Annotated in this window: 19 protein-coding genes and 1 pseudogene; 18 read left to right on the forward strand and 2 right to left on the reverse strand. The window is 30.3% G+C overall.

Going from position 1 to position 19,744, the window contains the following annotated elements; genetic code table 11:
- The first annotated feature begins 23 nt into the window (after window positions 1-23).
- The 13 genes and pseudogenes from CD56_RS01085 to ribD all read left to right on the forward strand — a co-directional run bounded on the left by CD56_RS01085 (window position 24) and on the right by ribD (window position 13,326).
- Window positions 24-851 carry a prephenate dehydrogenase gene (locus CD56_RS01085; RefSeq protein ID WP_047207934.1) on the forward strand — a complete coding sequence of 276 codons (828 nt, stop codon included), beginning with the start codon at window positions 24-26 and terminating at the stop codon, window positions 849-851.
- Between the two features lie 73 nt (window positions 852-924).
- Window positions 925-2,304: a peptidoglycan metallopeptidase Pgp6 gene (gene pgp6, locus CD56_RS01090; protein ID WP_047207935.1), complete on the forward strand. Its 1,380-nt coding sequence runs from the start codon at window positions 925-927 to the stop codon at window positions 2,302-2,304.
- Window positions 2,305-2,306: 2 nt separating this feature from the next.
- The gene (gene lpxC, locus CD56_RS01095) at window positions 2,307-3,191 is read left to right on the forward strand and encodes a UDP-3-O-acyl-N-acetylglucosamine deacetylase (RefSeq protein WP_047207936.1); all 885 of its coding nucleotides are present in this window, start codon (window positions 2,307-2,309) and stop codon (window positions 3,189-3,191) included.
- A gap of 41 nt (window positions 3,192-3,232) precedes the next feature.
- Window positions 3,233-3,637 (forward strand): glycoprotease, encoded by a 405-nt coding sequence (locus CD56_RS01100; protein WP_047207937.1) that lies wholly within the window; start codon window positions 3,233-3,235, stop codon window positions 3,635-3,637.
- An 8-nt stretch (window positions 3,638-3,645) separates the two neighbouring features.
- The gene (gene thrB, locus CD56_RS01105; RefSeq protein ID WP_047207938.1) at window positions 3,646-4,524 is read left to right on the forward strand and encodes a homoserine kinase; all 879 of its coding nucleotides are present in this window, start codon (window positions 3,646-3,648) and stop codon (window positions 4,522-4,524) included.
- A gap of 24 nt (window positions 4,525-4,548) precedes the next feature.
- Window positions 4,549-4,815 (forward strand): YlxR family protein, encoded by a 267-nt coding sequence (locus tag CD56_RS01110; protein ID WP_080956319.1) that lies wholly within the window; start codon window positions 4,549-4,551, stop codon window positions 4,813-4,815.
- Window positions 4,796-7,432: a translation initiation factor IF-2 gene (gene infB / locus CD56_RS01115; RefSeq protein WP_047207939.1), complete on the forward strand. Its 2,637-nt coding sequence runs from the start codon at window positions 4,796-4,798 to the stop codon at window positions 7,430-7,432. Before CD56_RS01110 ends, infB begins: the two co-directional genes overlap by 20 nt.
- Window positions 7,429-7,791, forward strand: a complete 363-nt coding sequence (gene rbfA / locus CD56_RS01120) for a 30S ribosome-binding factor RbfA (RefSeq protein WP_039617407.1) — start codon at window positions 7,429-7,431, stop codon at window positions 7,789-7,791. The genes infB and rbfA overlap by 4 nt, the downstream gene beginning before the upstream one ends.
- Window positions 7,781-8,203 (forward strand): ribosome maturation factor RimP, encoded by a 423-nt coding sequence (gene rimP, locus CD56_RS01125; RefSeq protein ID WP_047207940.1) that lies wholly within the window; start codon window positions 7,781-7,783, stop codon window positions 8,201-8,203. Before rbfA ends, rimP begins: the two co-directional genes overlap by 11 nt.
- Window positions 8,204-8,275: 72 nt before the next feature.
- Window positions 8,276-8,553 (forward strand): annotated as a pseudogene (locus tag CD56_RS01130) (hypothetical protein).
- Window positions 8,554-8,562: 9 nt separating this feature from the next.
- The gene (locus CD56_RS01135) at window positions 8,563-10,947 is read left to right on the forward strand and encodes an AAA family ATPase (protein ID WP_047207941.1); all 2,385 of its coding nucleotides are present in this window, start codon (window positions 8,563-8,565) and stop codon (window positions 10,945-10,947) included.
- Window positions 10,937-12,325 (forward strand): McrC family protein, encoded by a 1,389-nt coding sequence (locus CD56_RS01140; protein WP_047208744.1) that lies wholly within the window; start codon window positions 10,937-10,939, stop codon window positions 12,323-12,325. Before CD56_RS01135 ends, CD56_RS01140 begins: the two co-directional genes overlap by 11 nt.
- Window positions 12,326-12,333: 8 nt before the next feature.
- Entirely contained in the window at window positions 12,334-13,326 is a 993-nt protein-coding gene (gene ribD / locus CD56_RS01145) for a bifunctional diaminohydroxyphosphoribosylaminopyrimidine deaminase/5-amino-6-(5-phosphoribosylamino)uracil reductase RibD (protein WP_047207942.1), read from the forward strand.
- On the opposite strand, the gene sppA is transcribed toward ribD, so the two are convergent.
- Window positions 13,323-14,216, reverse strand: coding sequence for a signal peptide peptidase SppA (gene sppA / locus CD56_RS01150; protein ID WP_047207943.1), 894 nt, complete (start codon window positions 14,214-14,216; stop codon window positions 13,323-13,325). The genes ribD and sppA overlap by 4 nt on opposite strands.
- Window positions 14,204-15,427 carry an aminofutalosine deaminase family hydrolase gene (gene mqnF / locus CD56_RS01155; protein WP_047207944.1) on the reverse strand — a complete coding sequence of 408 codons (1,224 nt, stop codon included), beginning with the start codon at window positions 15,425-15,427 and terminating at the stop codon, window positions 14,204-14,206. Before mqnF ends, sppA begins: the two co-directional genes overlap by 13 nt.
- An 88-nt stretch (window positions 15,428-15,515) precedes the next feature.
- Here mqnF and aroQ point away from each other — a divergent pair, with 88 nt between their 5' ends.
- Genes aroQ through flhG form a run of 5 tightly spaced genes read left to right on the forward strand, consistent with a single transcriptional unit; the run spans window position 15,516 to window position 19,742 of the window.
- The gene (gene aroQ / locus CD56_RS01160; protein ID WP_039625266.1) at window positions 15,516-15,998 is read left to right on the forward strand and encodes a type II 3-dehydroquinate dehydratase; all 483 of its coding nucleotides are present in this window, start codon (window positions 15,516-15,518) and stop codon (window positions 15,996-15,998) included.
- Window positions 15,995-17,020 carry a M24 family metallopeptidase gene (locus CD56_RS01165; RefSeq protein ID WP_047207945.1) on the forward strand — a complete coding sequence of 342 codons (1,026 nt, stop codon included), beginning with the start codon at window positions 15,995-15,997 and terminating at the stop codon, window positions 17,018-17,020. Before aroQ ends, CD56_RS01165 begins: the two co-directional genes overlap by 4 nt.
- A 1-nt stretch (window position 17,021) precedes the next feature.
- Entirely contained in the window at window positions 17,022-17,495 is a 474-nt protein-coding gene (gene folK, locus CD56_RS01170; RefSeq protein ID WP_039617423.1) for a 2-amino-4-hydroxy-6-hydroxymethyldihydropteridine diphosphokinase, read from the forward strand.
- A gap of 8 nt (window positions 17,496-17,503) precedes the next feature.
- Window positions 17,504-18,886: a flagellar biosynthesis protein FlhF gene (gene flhF, locus CD56_RS01175; protein WP_047207946.1), complete on the forward strand. Its 1,383-nt coding sequence runs from the start codon at window positions 17,504-17,506 to the stop codon at window positions 18,884-18,886.
- Window positions 18,879-19,742: a flagella biosynthesis ATPase FlhG gene (gene flhG, locus CD56_RS01180; protein WP_039627865.1), complete on the forward strand. Its 864-nt coding sequence runs from the start codon at window positions 18,879-18,881 to the stop codon at window positions 19,740-19,742. Before flhF ends, flhG begins: the two co-directional genes overlap by 8 nt.
- Window positions 19,743-19,744: the final 2 nt, after the last annotated feature.

The following is a 19,744-nucleotide window of genomic DNA, read 5'->3' on the forward strand; positions in this document are numbered from 1 at the left end:
CTAATGCTTTTTAAGGAAAATTTATGAAAGTAGGTATAGTCGGACTTGGCTTAATAGGTGGATCTTTGGGTCTTAGCCTAAGAGAGAATAAATTAATAGATTTAGTTTGTGGATATGATATAAACAAAGAATTTGAACAAATCGCGCTAGAGCGAAAATTAATAGATAAAATTGTTTCTTTTGAAGAGTTGAAAAAATGTGATGTTATTTTTTTAGCTATTCCTGTAAGAGCTATTGTAAAAATCTTAAAAGAATTTCAAGATATTTCTAAAGATTGCACTATCGTTGAGCTTGGAAGCACAAAAGAGGAAATTATTAAAAATTTACCTCCTTATTTGAAAAGTCAATTTATCGCAGCTCATCCTATGGCAGGAACTGAAAATAGTGGCCCAAATGCAGCTATAAAAGATTTATACAAAAATGCAGTTTGTGTTTTGTGCGATGTGCAAAATGCCGATCATATTCATCAAAAAAGGGCTATAGAAATTTTTTCAGATTTAGGAATGAAGCTTGTATTTATGGATAGTATTGCGCATGATCATCATGCTTCTATCATTTCACACTTACCGCATGTGATTAGTTTTTCTTTGGCAAATTTTGTGATGAAAGAAGAAAATAAAAAAAACATAGCTCACCTAGGAGGTCCTTCTTTTAAAGATATGTGCAGGATTGCCAAATCAAACCCTCAAATGTGGAGTGGTATTTTTGAGCAAAATAAACAAAATTTATTAAATTCTATTGATTTATTTCAAAAAGAACTACAAGAATGTAAAAAAATGATAGAAAAATGTGATATAAATGAGCTTGAAACTTGGATTAAAAGTGCAAATAAATTAAGAGAAATTTTATAAAATTTTTTATAATTTACTCTTAATTTGCTAAAGAATAATATATTTTTAAAAAATATAGATTGAAAGTGAAAATATGGTTTTTGCGCGTAAAAGATCAAATAAAAAATGGATTTTTGTAGTTTTTTTAATACTTTTAGCCTTTGTGGTGTTTGTTTTAAATACAAAGTTGTTTGAAAAAAATCCTCCGTTGATTCAAACAAAATCAGATGTAATTTATAGTAATCTAACAGATCCTATATCCATAGAAATAAGCGATGAAAGTGCTTTAAAAGATATAAAAGTTACTTTATTTAAGGCAAATGAGCTAAATGGCGAAATACTTGTAAATGAGCATGTTAAAGGCAATAAAAAAAGCATTCATTTTGATTTAAAATTACCAAAACCAGCTTATAAAGAAAAAGTTGATTCTTATAAACTTGTAATAGAAGCAAGTGATAGTAGTTTTTGGAATTTCTTTTTAGGAAATCAAGCGCTTAAAGAAGTAAAAGTTATCATTGATACCAAAAAACCGTTTGTAGAAATTTTAGATAATTCTTACCAAATCGAGCAAGGTGGAGTAGGTAGTGTGGTATTTAAAGCAAGTGATGAGAATTTACAAGAAGTTTATATCACAACCGATAAAGATAAAATTTTTAAAGCAACTCCTTATGTGAAAGAAGGATATTATGCTGCTTTGATTCCTTGGGAGGCGACTGATGAGCACTTTAGAGCTTATGTGGTGGCAGTAGATAAAGCAGGTAATGTAAACAAACAAAGAATTAGATATTATTTTACTAATAAAAAATATCGTGTATCAAATATAAAAGTAAGTGATAGATTTTTAGATGGTAAGATTGAATTTTTAGCACAAAAATATGCTCCAAAAGATAGAGAATTAAGTAGGCTTGAAAAATTTAAATTTGTGAATGAAGATTTAAGAGCTTCTAATGAAGTTATCATTCATGATATTACAAGCAAAGTTCCTGATACTATGATTAATAATTTTAAAGTTAATCTTTTCAAGCCTTTAAAAAATGGCCAAAAAGTAGCTGATTATGCTGATCATAGATTTTATTCTTATAATAATCAAGCTTTTAGTAGCTCTTATCATATGGGGCTTGATTTAGCAAGCATAAAAGAAGCACCTATTATTAGCAATAACGATGGTGAAGTGGTATTTGTGCAAGAAAATGGAATTTATGGATTAAATATTATCATCTATCATGGCTTTGGGATTTATACTCTTTATGGACACTGTACTAATGTGGATGTAAATGTGGGTGATAGAGTTAGAGCAGGTAATGTTATAGGTACTACAGGCACTACAGGTTTAGCACTTGGAGATCATGTGCATTTTGGTGTTTTGGTGCAAGGAGTTGAAGTGCGTCCTGAGCAATGGCAAGATGCAAAATGGATAAAAGAAAATATCTATAATGTATTAGAATCAAGCAAAAAAAGAATTTTGAGTGAATAAAAATGAATCAAACAACAATAGCAAAAGAAGTTAAAGGTGTTGGTATAGGTTTGCACAAGGGTGAGCCTATTAGTATAAAATTAGAGCCATTAGAAGCTGGCAGTGGTATAGTATTTTATAGAAGCGATCTGGGAATTTCTTATGAGGCAAGGCCTGAAAATGTCATCGATACGCAAATGGCTACTGTAATAGGCGATCATAGAGGTTATGTTTCTACTATAGAACATTTAATGAGTGCGATTAATGCTTATGGTATTGATAATGTGCGTATAGTTTTAGATGCTAATGAAGCTCCTGTAATGGATGGTAGTAGCATAGGCTTTTGTATGATGCTTGAAGAAGCAGGCATAAAAGAGCTTGATGTGGCTAAAAAAATTTTAGTGATTAAAAAAAGTGTAGAAGTGAAAGAAGGTAATAAATTTGTACGTTTAAGTCCTACGGATATGCCTATTATAAACTATACAATCGAATTTGATAATCCTATTATAGGTAAGCAAAATTATTGTTTTGAATTTAGTAAACAAAACTACATAGAACAAATAGCAAGAGCAAGAACCTTTGGCTTTTTAAAGGATGTTCAAGCTTTAAGAGCTATGAATTTAGGTCTTGGTGGAAGTTTGGAAAACGCTGTTGTGATTGATGATAATCGTATTTTAAACCCTGAAGGTTTGCGTTTTAAAGATGAATTTGTGCGCCATAAAATTTTAGATGCTATCGGGGATTTAACCTTGCTTGGATGTAGAGTTTTTGGAGACTATACTTCTTATGCAGGTTCGCATAAGCTTAATCATCTTCTAACCAAAGAACTTTTAAAAGATCCTAGTGCTTGTGAAGTGGTAAGTTTAGAAAAAAGTGCATATAAAGTTTATGAAAAGGTTTTTGCATAAAAAAGGTTACTTTACTTTTAAATGCCATAGCAAAACCTTTAATGCTTGGTATTTACGAAAATAATGTATTGATAAAAACCATTGAGGATGATTTAAAAGTTAGTGAAGTTTTGCCAAAAATACTGCAAGATTTACTTTCACAATATGAGTTTGAAAAGCTTATTTATGTGCATGGACCAGGCTCTTACATGGGTATAAAAATTTCTTATGTTTCTTTTAAAACCCTAGCTATAGTTAAAAATATACCTTTAAAAGCTATTAGTGCTTTTGAACTAAATCACAATATGCCTATAGCTGCAAATAAATATTTATGTTTTGTAAAAAAAGATGATGAGATTGTTTTAGAAAAGACACAAGCGGGAAGTTTTTTTATGCCCCAAAGTTTAAAAGGTTTAAATTTCAGTAAAGAAAATACACCTTTTTATGTTTTAGATGCGATTAATTAAGGTAAAAAATGAAGATTTTAGTTCCCGCTACAAGTGCAAATTTAGGTCCTGGTTTTGATTGTTTGGGTTTGAGTTTAAAATATTTTAATCAAACTATAGTTGAAAAATCTAAATTTTTTAGTATTAGCATACACGGAGAAGGTGAAAATAATATCTATCTTAAAAAAAACAATAGTTTTGTCAATATTTTTTATGAAATTTATCAAAGACTTAGTGGTAAAAAAGATAATTTCCGCTTTGTTTTCCAAAATAATATCCCTTTAGCTAGAGGCATGGGAAGTTCTTCTGCTGTGATAGTTGGAGCTATTGCTTGTGCTTATGAATTAAGTGGGTTTAAAGCGGATAAAAATACCATTTTAAATGAAGCTTTAAAATATGAAAACCATCCAGATAACATAGCTCCAGCAGCACTTGGGGGTTTTGTGTGTGCATTAACTCATAATGAAAAAGTTTTAGCTATAAAAAAAGAAGTAGATAAAGACTTACAAGCTATTATAACCATACCAAATGTAGCGATGAATACTCAAAAATCAAGAGCAGTTTTAGCTAAAAAAATCAATCTAGAAGATAGTGTTTTTAATCTTTGCCATGCTTCATTTTTAACTGCTTGCTTTTTAGAAAAAAAATATGATTTATTAAAATATGCAAGTTTGGATAAACTTCATCAAAATCAAAGAATGAAACTTTTGCCAGAACTTTTTGAAGTGCAAAAACTAGCTTTAGATAATAATGCTCTCATGAGCACGCTTTCAGGATCAGGCTCGAGTTTTTTTACTCTAGCTTATAAAGATGATGCCAAAAAAATCAAAGAAAAAATCAAAAATAAATTTGCTAAATTTAGAGTTGAGCTTTTAGAATTTGATGATGAGGGCTTTAAAATTTGCTAAAAATTCCAAAAAAAAGATATAATTTTGAAAAATCATATACCCATTAGAATGTGCATTGTTTGCAAAGGCCGTTATGAAAAGCAAGGTTTGCATCAATTTCAAATAAAAAATTCTCAAATTATCACTAAAGTGGAATTTGGCAGGAGTTTATATATTTGTAATCCATGTTTTGAAAAAGATGAAAAAACATTGCAAAGGGCTTTTATGAGAGCTTGCAAAGGCAATTTTCATGGTAATATAAATCAGCAGGATTTAAAGGAGATATTTTTTAATGGCAGATGTAAAGATTAGCGAGATCGCTCAAGAGTTAGGATATACAAGTAAAGAAATTATAGAAAAAGCCAATGAAATGGGCTTAGAAGATATCAAATCCCCTAACAAAAAAGTATCTTCTGAAATCGCAGAAGCGATTTATCAATACGTTCAATCTGGTGAAATACTAGATGTGGTAAAAAAAGTAGCCAAACCTAAAAAAGAAAGCGCAGCAAAAAAAACTTCAACTAAAAAAGAAGAAAGCAAAAAAGAAGAGAAAAAAACTACTACTAAAAAAGAAAGCAAAAGCCTTGCTAAAGCAGTAAGTGAAAAAAAAGATGAAATAAAAAAAGAAGAAAAACAACCTGAAAATCCTATAAAAAATGAAGTATTAGAAGAAAAAAAAGAAGAAATTAAACTCGATGAAAAGCTAGGTTCTAATTTAAATTTGGCCAAAAGAAGAGGCTTGGTCATCGTTAAAAAGAAAAAAGAAGAAAGCAAAGAAACTCAAATCAACAAAGAGGAAAAAGTTAGTACACAAACTACTCAAGGTTTAAGCCTTAGTATGATTTTTTCAAATTCAGATGAGAATTTAAAAAGAAAGAAAAAAGAAAAGAAAAATCATCCTGTAGCAAGCAAAAAAGAAAGCACTACTAAAATGGATCTTTTAGGAGATAAAGACTTTGCTGATATTTCTTTAGAAGATGATGATATGGTAGTTTTACCTGATTTTAGTGTAAAAGAAAACAAACCAGCACAACCAGCAAACAAAAAACAACCAAATATCTTAAAGCAATCTTTAAATAATTCTATCAATCCATTTGGCGAGGGTGGTATACAAAGAAGAAGTCGTAAAAAGCCACCTAAAAAGGTAGAAAAAAAAGAAAGCGAAGCGATTACAAGTGTAAGCATATCTAAAGAAATTCGTGTGTATGAATTTGCTGAAAAACTTGGTAAAAACACCGGAGAAGTTATCTCTAAACTTTTCATGCTTGGCATGATGACGACTAAAAATGACTTTTTAGATGAGGATGCTATAGAAATTCTTGCAGCTGAATTTGGCGTGGAGATTAATATCATTGATGAAGCTGATGAATTTGATTATGTAAAAGATTATGATGAAAATCAAACAGAAGAAAATTTAAGCCAAAGAGCTCCGGTTATCACTATCATGGGGCATGTGGATCATGGTAAGACTTCTTTGCTTGATTATATAAGAAAATCACGCATTGCAAGTGGTGAAGCAGGTGGGATCACTCAGCATGTTGGTGCTTACATGGTGGAAAAAAATGGTAGAAAAATCACTTTTATCGATACTCCAGGCCATGAGGCATTTACTGCTATGCGTGCAAGGGGAGCTAGTATAACGGATATTGTTATTATTGTAGTAGCTGCAGATGATGGGGTAAAACCACAAACTAAAGAAGCGATTAATCATGCAAAAGCAGCTAATGTGCCTATCATCATTGCTATTAATAAAATGGATAAAGAAAACGCAAATCCCGACATGGTAAAAACCCAGCTAGCAGAAATGGATATCATGCCAGTAGAATGGGGTGGAAGCCATGAGTTTGTACCAGTTTCAGCTAAAAAGGGTGATGGTATAGAGGATTTACTTGAAATTGTATTATTACAAGCTGATATTTTAGAGCTTAAAGCAAATCCAAAAGCCCATGCTAAAGCAAGTATTATAGAATCTTCGGTTCAAAAAGGTAGAGGTCCTGTGGCTACTATCATCGTACAAAATGGTACTTTAAGAGTGGGAAATACAGTCGTAGCAGGGGAAGCTTATGGTAAAGTGCGTGCTATGAGTGATGATCAAGGCAAAGCTTTAAAAGAAATAGGTCCAGGTGAGTGCGGGGTGATCATAGGTCTTAGTGAAGTAGCTGATGCAGGAGAAACTCTAATAGCTGTAGATAGCGATAAACAAGCAAGAGAATACGCTAATAAACGCCATGAATACAACCGCCAAAAAGAACTAAGTAAATCTACTAAAGTAAGTATAGATGAGCTTGGTGCAAAAATCAAAGAAGGTAATTTAAAAGCCCTTCCTGTGATCTTAAAAGCAGATGTGCAAGGTTCACTTGAAGCGATTAAGGCGAGTTTAGAAAAACTCAAAAACGATGAGATTAAGGTTAATATCATCCATAGTGGGGTAGGTGGGATTACTCAAAGTGATATAGAGCTTGCAAGTGCTAGTGAAAACTCTATCGTTTTAGGTTTTAATATACGCCCAACTGGTGAGATCAAAGAACGCGCTAAAGATAAAGGCGTAGAGATAAAAACTTATAATGTTATTTATAATTTGCTTGATGATGTAAAAGCCTTACTAGGTGGTATGATGAGTCCTATCATCTCTGAAGAACAACTTGGTCAAGCTGAAATTCGCCAAGTGATCAATGTGCCAAAACTAGGACAAATCGCAGGTTGTATGGTAACAGAAGGCACGATCAATCGTGGTGCTAAAATCAGGCTCATTAGAGATGGGGTTGTGGTATTTGAAGGTAATGTAAGCTCGCTCAAACGCTTTAAAGATGATGTAAGAGAAGTTGCAAAAGGCTATGAATGCGGTGTGGGCATAGAAGGTTGTAATGATATGAGAGTGGGGGATTATATAGAAAGTTACAAAGAAGTTGAGGAACAAGTAAGTCTATGAACCCAGCTGAAATCAAAAAGCTACGCACAGAAAGCATTTTAAAAGAACTTATACCAGAAGCTTTAGCAAATTTAGACAACGAAGCTTTAAAAAACTTGTGTGTGGTGGATGTGGAGTGTAAAAAAGGCAGATATGATGCTTTTGTGTATTTAGATAAAATGTTTTTTAATACCCAAGAGCAAGAAATCATACTCAATCAACTTAAAAAAGCCGCCCGTGCTTTGCAAAATTACTGCATGAGTGAGCAAGGGTGGTATAGGTGTCCGAATTTTCACTTTAAATTTGATGATAGATTAGAGTATCAAAACCACATGGATGCTTTATTTGAAAAAATCAAAAAGGAACAAAATGAATCTTGAAGCACTTTGTAAAGAAGCAGGGCTTAGCTTTTATGATGATGAGCTAGTAAGTGAAAATGGTAGAAAGATTTATAGAATTTATGTGCAAAAAGAAGGTGGGGTAAATCTTGATGATTGTGCTAGACTTAGTGAGATTTTATCGCCTATTTTTGATGTAGAGCCACCTGTGAGTGGAGAATATTTTTTAGAAGTATCAAGCTGTGGGCTTGAGAGAAAACTTAGCAAAATCGAGCATTTTGCAAAAAGCATTAATGAGCTTGTAAAAATCACAACTAGTGAAAAAGAAAAAATCGAAGCAAAAATCATCGCCGTAGATGATGAAAATATCACTTTAGAAAATTTAGAAACTCAAGAAAAAACTACTATAAATTTTAGTGACATAAGAAAAGCTAAAACCTTCATACAATGGTAAAAATTTAGAAATCTAAATTTTTACTTATATTTTGTATAATTAATTTTAAATACAAAAATACAAAGGCGTATAATGCTTGAAAATAAATATGATTACAAAATCAGCAAAAAAGATAAAAATGGCAATATATATCATCATTATCCAAAAGATAGTGATGAATTTAAAGAAGCAGTTGTAAAAAATGGCGGTATGAGTGTGTATGTTTATCAAAATGGTAAATTAATAGATGAATTTCATCCAAAAAGTCAAGGTTATAAATGGACTTCACCTATTTGAAATCTATGCACAAAGATGGAGAATATTTTCATAGATATTATAAAAATTGTAATTTTTTTGCAATTGTGGATTAGGGAAATTATATGAATATTAATTTAAATGAAGAACAAAAGAAAAATATAGAGAATAAATTTTTAGAATTTCAAAGAATTTGGACTTTAGAAAAAGTTAAAAGTATGACTCTTGAAGAATATACTAGTATTAAAAAAGATAATCCAGATAGGAACGATTTTACTTTTTGGATAGAAAATAAACTTGATGATATAGGAAGTATTTGGGGCGGTTCTAGTTTTAAATTTGGTATATATAAAAGAAATTCTAATGATGATAAAGAAAATTTAAAAGGTAAAACTTACAATGATAATTATGCTTGGTTATCCAAATATGGAAATAATCAAGATGAAGCTTTTAATAAAATAAAACAAACAATTATAGATATAATACAAGCAAGTAAAAATAATAATTTAGAAACTATAGAAAATATAGATTTTGGAGATGCTACTAAATGGAAAATAGCTTTTCATTATCAAAATGTAGAAAATATAAAAATAGTTAATATTTTTTCTAAAAATGTTTTAGATTTAATATCTTTGAATGAATTTAAAGAAAAATTAAAAATATATCAAATTTATGAAAAATTATTAGAAAATAAAAATTTATCATTAATTGAAATGATAGAAAATATGGCTATTCCTTTATGGGTTGAGTATGGAATAAACATAAAAAAAATGAAAAAATTATTTTGTGAATATTTAAGTAAAAGAAATATAGATACTTCTAGCATAAAAAAATATGCTTCAGCTGTAGAAAATATATCTAATGAATTTTTGAAAGATAATTTATATAGTTGCAATTTATATAATTTTGATCAAAATATAGAAAAATTAAATAAAAATAATAAATTTGTATTAAAAAATAATAATGGAAATAAAATGTATTCTGTTGCTTTAAAGCATTATAGAACTTTTTTATACAATTTTGAAAGACAATTTTTAAATAATGAAATAATGGATAAGGAATTAAATATGAAAAATCCACCTTTAAATCAAATTCTTTATGGGCCTCCAGGAACGGGGAAAACTTATCACACTATAGATAAAGCTTTAGAGATTTTAAATGAAAATTTAGAAAATAGAGATGATAAAAAAGTAAAATTTGATGAGTACGTTAAAAACGGACAAATAGTTTTTACTACTTTTCATCAAAGCTATGGATATGAAGAATTCGTAGAAGGTATAAAGCCTCACATAGATAGAGAGGAAAATTCTAAGAAAATAGAATACGAAATAAAAGATGGAATTTTTAAAGAACTTTGTGAAAAAGCTTTGGATAAAAAAAGAAAAATTAACAATGATATATCTATCGATAAAAATTCAAAAGTTTGGAAAATTTCTTTAGGGGCCAATGCTTCATTAAGAAGTGAGTGTTTTGAAAAAAATAAAATTTGTATAGGTTGGAGTGATATTCCAAAGAACAAAGATGAACGTTTTTTAAATTTAGGTTCAAATGATAAAAATAGCATAATAAGTTTTGTAGAATACATGCAAATAGGGGATTTAGTATGTGTTTTTAATACTTCAGAAACTATAAAGGGTGTTGGAATTATTACAAGCGATGTTAAATATAATGAAGACAAAAAATATCAAACATATAGAGAAGTTAGTTGGATTTCTCAAAATGATGAAATAAACATTCTTGATTTGAATAATGATAAAATTTTAGTGCAAAAAACTGTTTATGAATTATATAGAATTAATCCTAATGATTTATTAGCAAAGATAAGCCAACCAAATAATCTTGAAGATGTAGAAGATAATACAAAAAAGAAATTTATAATCATCATAGATGAGATTAATCGTGGTAATGTAAGTAAGATTTTTGGTGAGCTTATAACCTTGATAGAGCCTAGCAAAAGGATAGGTGAAGAAGAGGAAATAAAAGTAAAATTACCTTATAGTGGTAAAGATTTTGGAGTGCCTAAAAATGTTTATATCATAGGCACTATGAATACGGCTGATAGAAGTATAACTTCACTTGATACAGCATTAAGAAGACGTTTTGAATTTATCGAGATGATGCCTGATGTTGAAGAGTTAGAAAAATCAAAATATAAAGATGTAAATTTAAAAAAATTATTAGAAGCTATAAATACTCGCATAGAATACTTACTAGATAGAGAAAAGACTATAGGACATGCATTTTTTATAGGCGTTGATAGTTTAGAGAAATTAAAAAACGTTTTTCAAAATAAAATCATCCCACTATTACAAGAGTATTTTTATAATGATTATGCATTGATTGACGTGGTTTTAAATAAAAATGGTATGTTAGAAAAACAAGATATAAATAGTGATTATTTGAAAAATATGACAGATTTTATAGAAAGAGATAATGGTATTTATAAATTTAGTAATAGCAAAGATTGGAATAAAAGCACTTTTATAAAAATATATGAAAATGATAAATAATAATACCTTTTCTATCATCGAATACCAAGATTTTTCTAAAGAAGATTTAAAAGAAATTTTTAAAGAAAAAGCTGAAATATTTTATAAAGAGCTAGAAGACTTCGCAAAAAACAATGAAAGTCTTCTAGGCTTTAAAAGTAAAAACGCCTTAAAAGCTAAAAATTATGTTGGTATTATACAGACTAAAAGCGGTGTTTTAGAAATCTTGCCAAAATGCACAAATTTGGATAGCTATAAAGAAAAAAAAGATAAATCTTTGAAAGTTTCAAAGAGCAAGTTAAATTATGCCTATACAATAAGCAATGGTAATAAATTATATACTAATTTTAGCTATTTTCAAGAATATAAAATTGTGAAAAACATTAAAATAAAGAAATGGTATAGTATAAAAGAGATAAATTTCAACCCCAAAAATCTTTTAATCAACATGCTAAAAACCTTAAAAAATTCTCCCTTTAAAAAGTCTCAAATTTCATCTTTACAAATTGCTAAAATGCCTTTGTTTGAAGTATTTATCACGATGTTTTTAGATGAATTTGATAGTGTGTATAAAAAAGGTTTGATGAGATCTTATGTAAGTAGCGAAGAAAACAGAACTTTTTTAAAAGGAAAATTACTTTTTAATGAGCATATAAAATCAAATTTAATACACAAAGAAAGATTTTTCACAAGTAGCGATGAGTTTGTTTTAGACATAGCTCCAAATCGCTTGATAAAATCAACGCTAAATTTTTTAAAATCCAAAACAAGCTTGAATAAATTTAAAATCATCAAAGCTATGCAAATGCTTGATGAGGTAGAGTTTTCTAAAAATTACGAAAAAGATTTTAGTTTTAAAATTTCAAGACATTTTGATTATTATGAAAATATACTTTCTTGGTGTAAGATATTTTTGCAAAATCAAAGTTTTGCTCCATATAAAGGTAAAAAAGAAGCTTTTGCTTTGCTTTTTCCTATGGAAAAACTTTTTGAAAACTATGTAGCTTATATGTTTAAACTTGCTAATCCTAATGAAAATATAAAAACTCAAAGCAGTGGAAAGTATTTAATCTCAAAAAATAATGAAAAGTGTTTTATGTTAAAGCCTGATTTATATATAGAAAATAAAATGATCTTAGATACCAAATGGAAAATTCCAGATGATAACGAAGATGAGAAAAAGCATAGCATATCGCAAAGTGATTTATATCAAATGTTTGCTTATGCAAATAAATACGAGATAAAGGAAATTTATCTTATTTATCCTCTATGCGAGAGAAGTTTTGACTTAAGAGAGAAGTTAAAAACTAAAGATATTAAGTTTTTAGCACAAGGTTTTTTAAAAGCTTGCGATGAACATGTAAAGCTTAAGGTATTTTTCGCACCTTTGCCTTTTTAGGAAGTAACATGAATCACGAATTTTATATGAATTTAGCCATAGATGAAGCTTGGAAATATCAGCTTTTAAGCTACCCAAATCCAGCCGTAGGTTGTGTGATCTTAGATAAAAATGGTAAAATTTTAAGCATAGAAGCACACAAAGAAGCGGGCAAGGCTCATGCAGAGCTTGAAGCAGTGAGTAAAGCCTTAAAAGCGCTTAATCCAAATTTAGATTTACCCCAAAATGCAAATGATTTGCATGAGTTTATTTGTCAAAATCATCAAGGTTTGCTAAAAGGCGCTAGTGCTTATGTGAGTTTAGAACCTTGCAATCATCAGGGTAAAACCCCACCTTGTGCGAAACTTTTTAGCACGCTTGGTTTTAGCGAAGTTTTTATCGCCACTAAAGATGAGCATAAGCTCGCAAGCGGTGGAGCAGAGTTTTTAAAAAATCAAGGCATAAAAGTTCACATGGGAATTTGCGAGCAAAGAGCCAAAGAGCTTTTAAAGCCTTTTTTAAAATGGCAAAAATCAAGTTTTAAATTTTTTAAACTAGCCCTTTCTTTAAATGGCTCTGTTTATGGTAAAATCGTAAGTTCTAAAGCAAGTAGAACCTATGCCCATGCAATACGCTCAAAGCTTGATTTGCTTGTAGTGGGCGGAGAAACTATAAGACATGATAGGCCTATTTTGGATGCAAGGTTAGTTCAAGCTAAAGCACCAAATTTATGCATATTAAGCCGTCAAAATTTAGAAAGTTTTGATCCAAACATTCCTTTATTTAGCGTACCTAAAAGAGAAATTTTTACAAGCATTCCTAGCAAAGCAAAGTTTATCATGTATGAGGGTGGGGAGAATTTTTTAAAAGCCTTTAAAGATGAGCTAGATATGCTTTTGATTTTTTCAAGTTCGAATTTAAACACCCTTGAAAATGTTAAGTTAGATTTAAAGCTAAAGCCTTTATATAAAGGCTTTTTAGAAAATGATACTTATGGATTTTATGAGATTATTAAATCTTAGTAGATTTTTTGTGAGCTTACTTGTGTGAAAAATCGTGCTAAAGTGTTAGCAAAAAAGCCAGCACTTTGCTCTTCTAATCGTTTTAAAAACTTATCTATGGCATCTTCTTTTTGCCAGATAGGGTTTTGTACTTTAGCTAGTTTTTCTAGCTCTTTTTTGGCTTGCTCATAATTGCCTATTTTATCAATGAGTTTTAATTTTAAAGCCTCATTAGCTAAAAACACTTTTGCATCAGCCCATGAGTTTGTTTGATTTAAGTCTAATCTGCGATTTTTAGCGACAAATTGCGTGAAAAGTTCATAGCTTTGATTAGCTAAATTTTGTAAAAAGTCTTTTTCATCTTTGCTCCATTTACGCATGAAAGTTCCTGCTTCTTTATAGCTTCCTGCTTTGATAGTTTGCTCATTTATACCAAGTTTTTGTGCAAGATTGCTTACTTCAAAGCCTTGCATGATTACCCCAATAGATCCTACAAAGCTAGCAGGATTAGCGATGATCATATCAGCTCCCACTGCACTTAAGTAGCTTCCGCTTGCTATAGTTCCACCTGCATAGACTACCACAGGCTTTTTAGCTTTAAGATCTTGTATAGCTAAAGCTATTTCCATGCTTGGTGCAAAAGCTCCCCCAGGGCTATCTATAAAAAGCAAAACCCCTTTTATAGCTTTATCATCTTTGACTTTGTAAATTTGTTCTAAAAGATTGCTCGCATCGCTAATTTCGCCTTTAAGGTTAATTTGTGCTAAGTTTGCATTAGAAAGTTTAGTATTATCCCCACTTGGAGTAAGGATCAAAAACACGATAAACAAAAACACAAAGGTTTTAAAATAAGTGTTGATATAAGAGATGATTTTTCCAATTCCTTTAAAAAATGATTTTATAATTTGCATTCTTTCCCTTCTATAAAAAGTTTTAACACTTCTTTGCTTTGTAAGATAAACTGCAAAGGAAGTTGCTTTAAATTTGTGCTATATGGCAAAGCAAAAAGACTAAAATCAGCTATTTTACCTTTTTGAATTTGGCCTAGGTTTAAATTTAAAGCTTTTGCGGCTTTGTTTGTTGCCATTAAAAGCAATATTTTAGCAAAATTTTCTAACTCTAAATCATCATGTATAAGTAAATTTGCTCTCATTTCATCAAGCATACTTAAAGAGGTATTTGAACTTAAACCATCAGTTCCTAGGTGGATATTAACACCATTTTTTAAAGCAGATTTTAATTTAAAAGTATTTTTACTCAAAAGTCTGTTTGAAAAAGCACAATGCGTGATCGAGTGTAAATTTTTATCTAGCAAATCCCATTCTTTAAAATACACACAATGAGTAAATAAAGTCCTTTGGCCTTTAAAAAGCTCTAAAAAACTTTGTGGGGTGTAAAATGGCATAGGATTTTTGCTAAATTTAGCCAAGCTTTTTTTAAAACCACCTTTTTTAAACCTTAGCCAGTTGTTTTCATGATTGCTTTCAAGAAAATGTGTGCTTAGTAAATGATCATTTTCTCTAGCAAGTTTTATAGCAAATTTGGCAAGTTCTGGGTGGGTTGAGTAGGGCGCATGCACTGAAATAGCAGGGATAAATTTAGAAGTTTTAAAACTCATACTTTTTTCATAACGAGTTAAAAATTCTTCTTTTTTAGCTTGGATAAAATTTGCATTTGAACCTAAAATTTCATTGAAAAATACCACTCTAGCTTGTGAATTGATACAAGGGTTTAAATCACTCCCAAAGCTTGAAATTTCTCCTATGGTAGCAGTGCCATTTTTTAACATTTTATGGATATTTTGTGAGATTAATTTTTCTTTGGCTTTTTCGTTTAATTGCTCGCGGTTATTAAAAACGCTATCAAGCCATTTTAAAAAGTCCCCAAAGACTAAATTTCCATTATTTGCACTAAATTCTAAATGTGTGTGCGGGTTGATAAAAGCAGGTAAAAGTAAGGTATCTTTTGGAGTTGGTATAAGCTTAGCTTGTGGGTAGGATTTTTGTAAATTTTCTAAGCTATCAATTTCTAAAATATTATCATCAAAAAGAACTGCTTTGTTTTCTAAAATATTAAAATCATCATCGCAAGTTAAGATGATTTTAGGTGCTATTATAAACATTTTACCTCCTTTAAAAAGGGAAATTGTAGCTAAAATTTAGCTTTAAAGTGTTATAATATAGTAAATTTTACTAAATAAAGGTTAGATTATGAAAGTTATGGTAATACAAGGACCAAACATCAATATGCTTGGTGTGAGAGAAACTCATATTTATGGCAATATGAAAATGGAAGATATCCATGAGCAAATGAAACAAGCTGCAAAACAAGCTAATGTAGAGATTGAGTTTTTTCAAAGCAATTTTGAAGGTGAGCTAGTTGATAAAATTCAAGAATGCTTAGGTAGTGTAGATGGAGTGATTATTAATGCAGCTGCTTATGCACACACTTCTATAGCAATCCGCGATGCGATTGCAGCGATTAATATGCCTGTGATTGAAGTGCATATTAGCAATACTTACAGAAGAGAAGAATTCAGACAAAAAAGCATGATAGCACCAGTTTGCGCAGGTAGTGTGGTAGGTTTTGGTCCTTTTGGTTATCATATGGCTTTAATGGGACTTTTTCAAATTTTTGATCAAATCAATGCATATAAAGCAGCTCAAGCAAAAGCACAACAAGCAAATCAATGAATTTTATCTTAAAAAACGAAAATGCACTTTTTTATGAGTGTGGCTATTCTTGTGATAATGCTTTGTTTTTAAAGCTTGAAGATGAAGCATTTTTCATCACTGATGCAAGATATAGCTTTGAAGCTAGCGAAATGATAAAAAATGCTAAGGTAGTTTTAGCACAAGATCTTTTTGCTAGTGCTAGAGAGCTTTTAGAAAAAGCAGAAATTGATAAAATATGTTTTGACCCAAAAGACTTTAGCTATTTTGAATTTAAAGAACTTAGTAAAAGTGCAAATGTCGTTTTTGAAGAAAAATTAGACTTGAGTAAAAACAAACGCATTATAAAAAACGCTAAAGAATTGCAACTTCTGCAAAAGGCTGTAAATTTTGGTAAAGAATGTTTTGAAGAATTTGCTAATTTTATCAGCCAAGAAGGTTATGGAAAAAGTGAAAAAGAATTGCATTTTAAAGCATGTGAAATTTTTCAAAAAAAAGGCGCTTTAGGACTTTCTTTTTCGCCTATTGTAGCTATTAATGAAAATGCGGCTAAAGCACACGCTTTACCTAGTGATAAATGTTTAGAATATGGAGATTTGTTATTAGTTGATGCGGGTGTGGTTTATCAAAGGTATTGTTCTGATCGTACAAGAACGGCTTGTTTTGATGAGAGTGGTATAGTATTTGATAAAAATAAGCCAAATTTTAAAGATAAAGAAATTATGCAAATTTATGAAGTGGTTAAGCAAGCCCAACTTCAAGCTATTGAAAAAGCACGTGTTGGTATGATGGCAAGTGAGCTTGATTTTATCGCAAGAGAAGTGATTAAAAACGCAGGTTTTGAAAAAGAATTTATTCATAGTTTAGGACATGGAGTGGGGCTTGATATACATGAGTTGCCAAACATTAGTCCAAGAAGTGATTATGAACTAAAAGAGGGTATGGTATTTACCATTGAACCTGGAATTTATATCAAAGATAAACTTGGTATTAGAATAGAAGACATGGTCTATCTTGATAAAGAAAAGGCGGTGGTGTTATAATTTGCTGATTAAAGGAGCTAGAAGGTTAGAAAAAATTCGTTTTTTTCCTTTTTATTCAAAGGCAGATAAAAAAGGAAAATACATAGCCATTATAGGACTTGGAAGCAATATAGAAGATGAAAAAAAACGCTTTCGGAGTTTATTTAGGCTTTTAATGCAAGATAAACGCTTGCAAGTATTGCAAACATCGCCATTTTTGATTAATAAAGCTTTTGGCTTTGAAGAGCAAAAAGACTTTACTAATGCAGTGATGGTTGTAAGCACAAGTTTGCACGCAAGAGCACTTTTAAAAGTTTTGTTTTTTTATGAGTTTAAATTCAAAAGAAAAAGAACTTTTAAAAATGCTCCTAGAACGCTTGATTTGGATTTGTTGTATTTTTCAAAAAAAGCGCGTAAAGATGAGTATTGCACAGTGCCTCATGTGGGGGTAAATGATAGAATTAGCGTAACTTTGCCTTTGGGCTTGTTAAGATAAGGAAAAATATGGGACAATTGATTCATACTTTTACAGTTGAAAGCACAGATGAGATTATACCTAAGGTTAAGCAAGATTATGGCGATAAAGCTTTGATAGTAACTAATAAGCAAATTCGTCCAAAAACCATCAATCAAAAGCCTTTGTATGAGGTTATAGTAGCGATTGAAGAAGCTGATTATGAAGAGCATTTAAAACAAAACAATTTACCTATGCCACCAAAGAAAAAACCAAACACAGCAAGTTTTCCTGAGGCTAAAATTCAAGCTCCAAAATTTGAAGATGAAAAAAAAGAAGAAGATATAGTGCTTGATTTTTCTTCAAAAGCTAAGCAAAAACCTATTAATCCTTATTTAAATACAAGCAAAAAAGATGATAATTTTTTAAATTTAAAAAACAAACTTTCTCAAGTTAGTTCAGAAATTAGCAAGGTTTCAAACTATCAAGATTTTTCTATGCCAAATCCAAATTATGATAAAAAAATTGAAGCCTTTGAAAAGCAAATGAATAAGCTTAATGATAAAATGAATTTGCTTGTGGATATGATGTGGGATGATAAGGCAGATTTACGCAAAGAATTAGCTATACCACCTGAGTTTGCAAGTATTTATAAGCAAGCTAAGGCAAGTGGTATGCAAGAAGCGCATTTAGAAGCGATTATGAAAGCAACTATTGAAAATATGCCAAGCACTATGAAAGCAAATCAAGAAGCAGTGCAAAGGTATTTTTACTCACTTTTGCGTAATATGCTTCCATGTCGTTTAGAAAGTGAAATTAAAAAGCAAAAAATCATGATGTTAGTAGGCCCAACAGGAGTGGGTAAAACTACTACTTTAGCTAAACTTGCTTTTCGTTATGCTTATGGAGATAGACGCTATAAAACCGGTATTATAACTCTTGATACTTATAGAATAGGCGCAGTAGAGCAACTTTTCCAATATGCTAAGATGATGAAACTTCCTATTATTGATAGTATAGAGCCAAATGACTTAGATGATGCGATTAGAAGTTTAAATACTTGTGAGGTTATTTTAGTAGATACAACCGGAAATTCACAGTATGATAAAGCAAAACTTGAAAAAACAAAAGAATTTTTATCGCATTCTAATGCACAAATTGATGTAAATTTGGTACTTTCAGCAAATACAAAATATGAAGATTTATTAGAAACTTATAATAATTTTTCATTTTTAAATATAGATACTTTAATCATTACCAAATTTGATGAAACAAAAGTATTTGGAAATGTATTTTCTTTACTTTATGAAACTAGCACTCCGATGAGCTTTTTTTCCATAGGTCAAGAAGTGCCTGATGATATAGAAGTGGCTAATAGTGACTTTTTAGTGCGTTGTGTGTTAGAAGGTTTTAGAAGGGATGAAAATGAGTAATCAAGCAGAAAAATTAAAAGATCTAGTGAAAAATGAAAACTCAAATGTAAAACATACTCATTTTATCGCAGTTACTAGCGGTAAAGGTGGGGTTGGAAAAAGTACTTTTAGCGCAAATTTGGGCAACATCCTAGCTAAAAATGGTTATAAAGTAGGGCTTTTTGATGCAGATATAGGGCTTGCAAATTTAGATGTGATTTTAAATGTGCGTGTGGAAAAAAACCTTTTACATGTTTTGAAAGGCGAATGCTCGCTAGAAGATATTTTAATAGAAGTAAAGCCAAATTTATGGCTTATCCCAGGTGAGAGTGGCGATGAAATTTTAAAATACAATGATAAAAACATTTATGAGAGATTTTTGAATCAAACAAGTATTTTAGATGATTTAGACTTTTTAATCATTGATACAGGAGCAGGTATAGGTGGTAATATAGGAAATTTCTTAGAAATGTCTGATGAGGTTATTGTTATCACTGTGCCTGATCCTGCCGCGATTACCGATGCTTATGCTACTATTAAAACCACTTCAAAAACTAAAGAGAATTTATTAATGGTGTTTAATGTTGTTAAAAACGAAAATGAGGCTTTGAGAATTTTTGATAATATTAAAAAAGTAGCAGATATTAACATTAAGCATAGTTTAAATTTAGAATTTTTAGGATTTTTAGGTCAAAGTAAAGATATTAGTTCTAGTATTAAAAAAAGAACTTTATTTAGTGATGATGACACTAATGCAAGTGATGAGCTAAAAGCCATAGCTTCTAAGCTTTTGTATAGGTTGGAACAAAAAGTGCTTAATAATGTGGGAGATAAAAGCATTATGAGTTTTTTCAAAAAGCTTTTGGATCGTTTTTAGAT

This window comes from Campylobacter lari (genome assembly GCF_001017575.1).
In the GTDB taxonomy this organism is placed as follows: domain Bacteria; phylum Campylobacterota; class Campylobacteria; order Campylobacterales; family Campylobacteraceae; genus Campylobacter_D; species Campylobacter_D lari_C.

Excerpts from the sequence above, each read along its gene's own strand:
- CD56_RS01085 (WP_047207934.1), top strand. The coding sequence starts at position 24 with ATGAAAGTAGGTATAGTCGGACTTGGCTTAATAGGTGGATCTTTGGGT.
- pgp6 (WP_047207935.1), top strand. The coding sequence starts at position 925 with ATGGTTTTTGCGCGTAAAAGATCAAATAAAAAATGGATTTTTGTAGTT.
- lpxC (WP_047207936.1), top strand. The coding sequence starts at position 2,307 with ATGAATCAAACAACAATAGCAAAAGAAGTTAAAGGTGTTGGTATAGGT.
- CD56_RS01100 (WP_047207937.1), top strand. The coding sequence starts at position 3,233 with ATGCTTGGTATTTACGAAAATAATGTATTGATAAAAACCATTGAGGAT.
- thrB (WP_047207938.1), top strand. The coding sequence starts at position 3,646 with ATGAAGATTTTAGTTCCCGCTACAAGTGCAAATTTAGGTCCTGGTTTT.
- infB (WP_047207939.1), top strand. The coding sequence starts at position 4,796 with ATGGCAGATGTAAAGATTAGCGAGATCGCTCAAGAGTTAGGATATACA.
- rbfA (WP_039617407.1), top strand. The coding sequence starts at position 7,429 with ATGAACCCAGCTGAAATCAAAAAGCTACGCACAGAAAGCATTTTAAAA.
- rimP (WP_047207940.1), top strand. The coding sequence starts at position 7,781 with ATGAATCTTGAAGCACTTTGTAAAGAAGCAGGGCTTAGCTTTTATGAT.
- CD56_RS01135 (WP_047207941.1), top strand. The coding sequence starts at position 8,563 with ATGAATATTAATTTAAATGAAGAACAAAAGAAAAATATAGAGAATAAA.
- CD56_RS01140 (WP_047208744.1), top strand. The coding sequence starts at position 10,937 with ATGATAAATAATAATACCTTTTCTATCATCGAATACCAAGATTTTTCT.
- ribD (WP_047207942.1), top strand. The coding sequence starts at position 12,334 with ATGAATCACGAATTTTATATGAATTTAGCCATAGATGAAGCTTGGAAA.
- sppA (WP_047207943.1), bottom strand. The coding sequence starts at position 14,216 with ATGCAAATTATAAAATCATTTTTTAAAGGAATTGGAAAAATCATCTCT.
- mqnF (WP_047207944.1), bottom strand. The coding sequence starts at position 15,427 with ATGTTTATAATAGCACCTAAAATCATCTTAACTTGCGATGATGATTTT.
- aroQ (WP_039625266.1), top strand. The coding sequence starts at position 15,516 with ATGAAAGTTATGGTAATACAAGGACCAAACATCAATATGCTTGGTGTG.
- CD56_RS01165 (WP_047207945.1), top strand. The coding sequence starts at position 15,995 with ATGAATTTTATCTTAAAAAACGAAAATGCACTTTTTTATGAGTGTGGC.
- flhF (WP_047207946.1), top strand. The coding sequence starts at position 17,504 with ATGGGACAATTGATTCATACTTTTACAGTTGAAAGCACAGATGAGATT.
- flhG (WP_039627865.1), top strand. The coding sequence starts at position 18,879 with ATGAGTAATCAAGCAGAAAAATTAAAAGATCTAGTGAAAAATGAAAAC.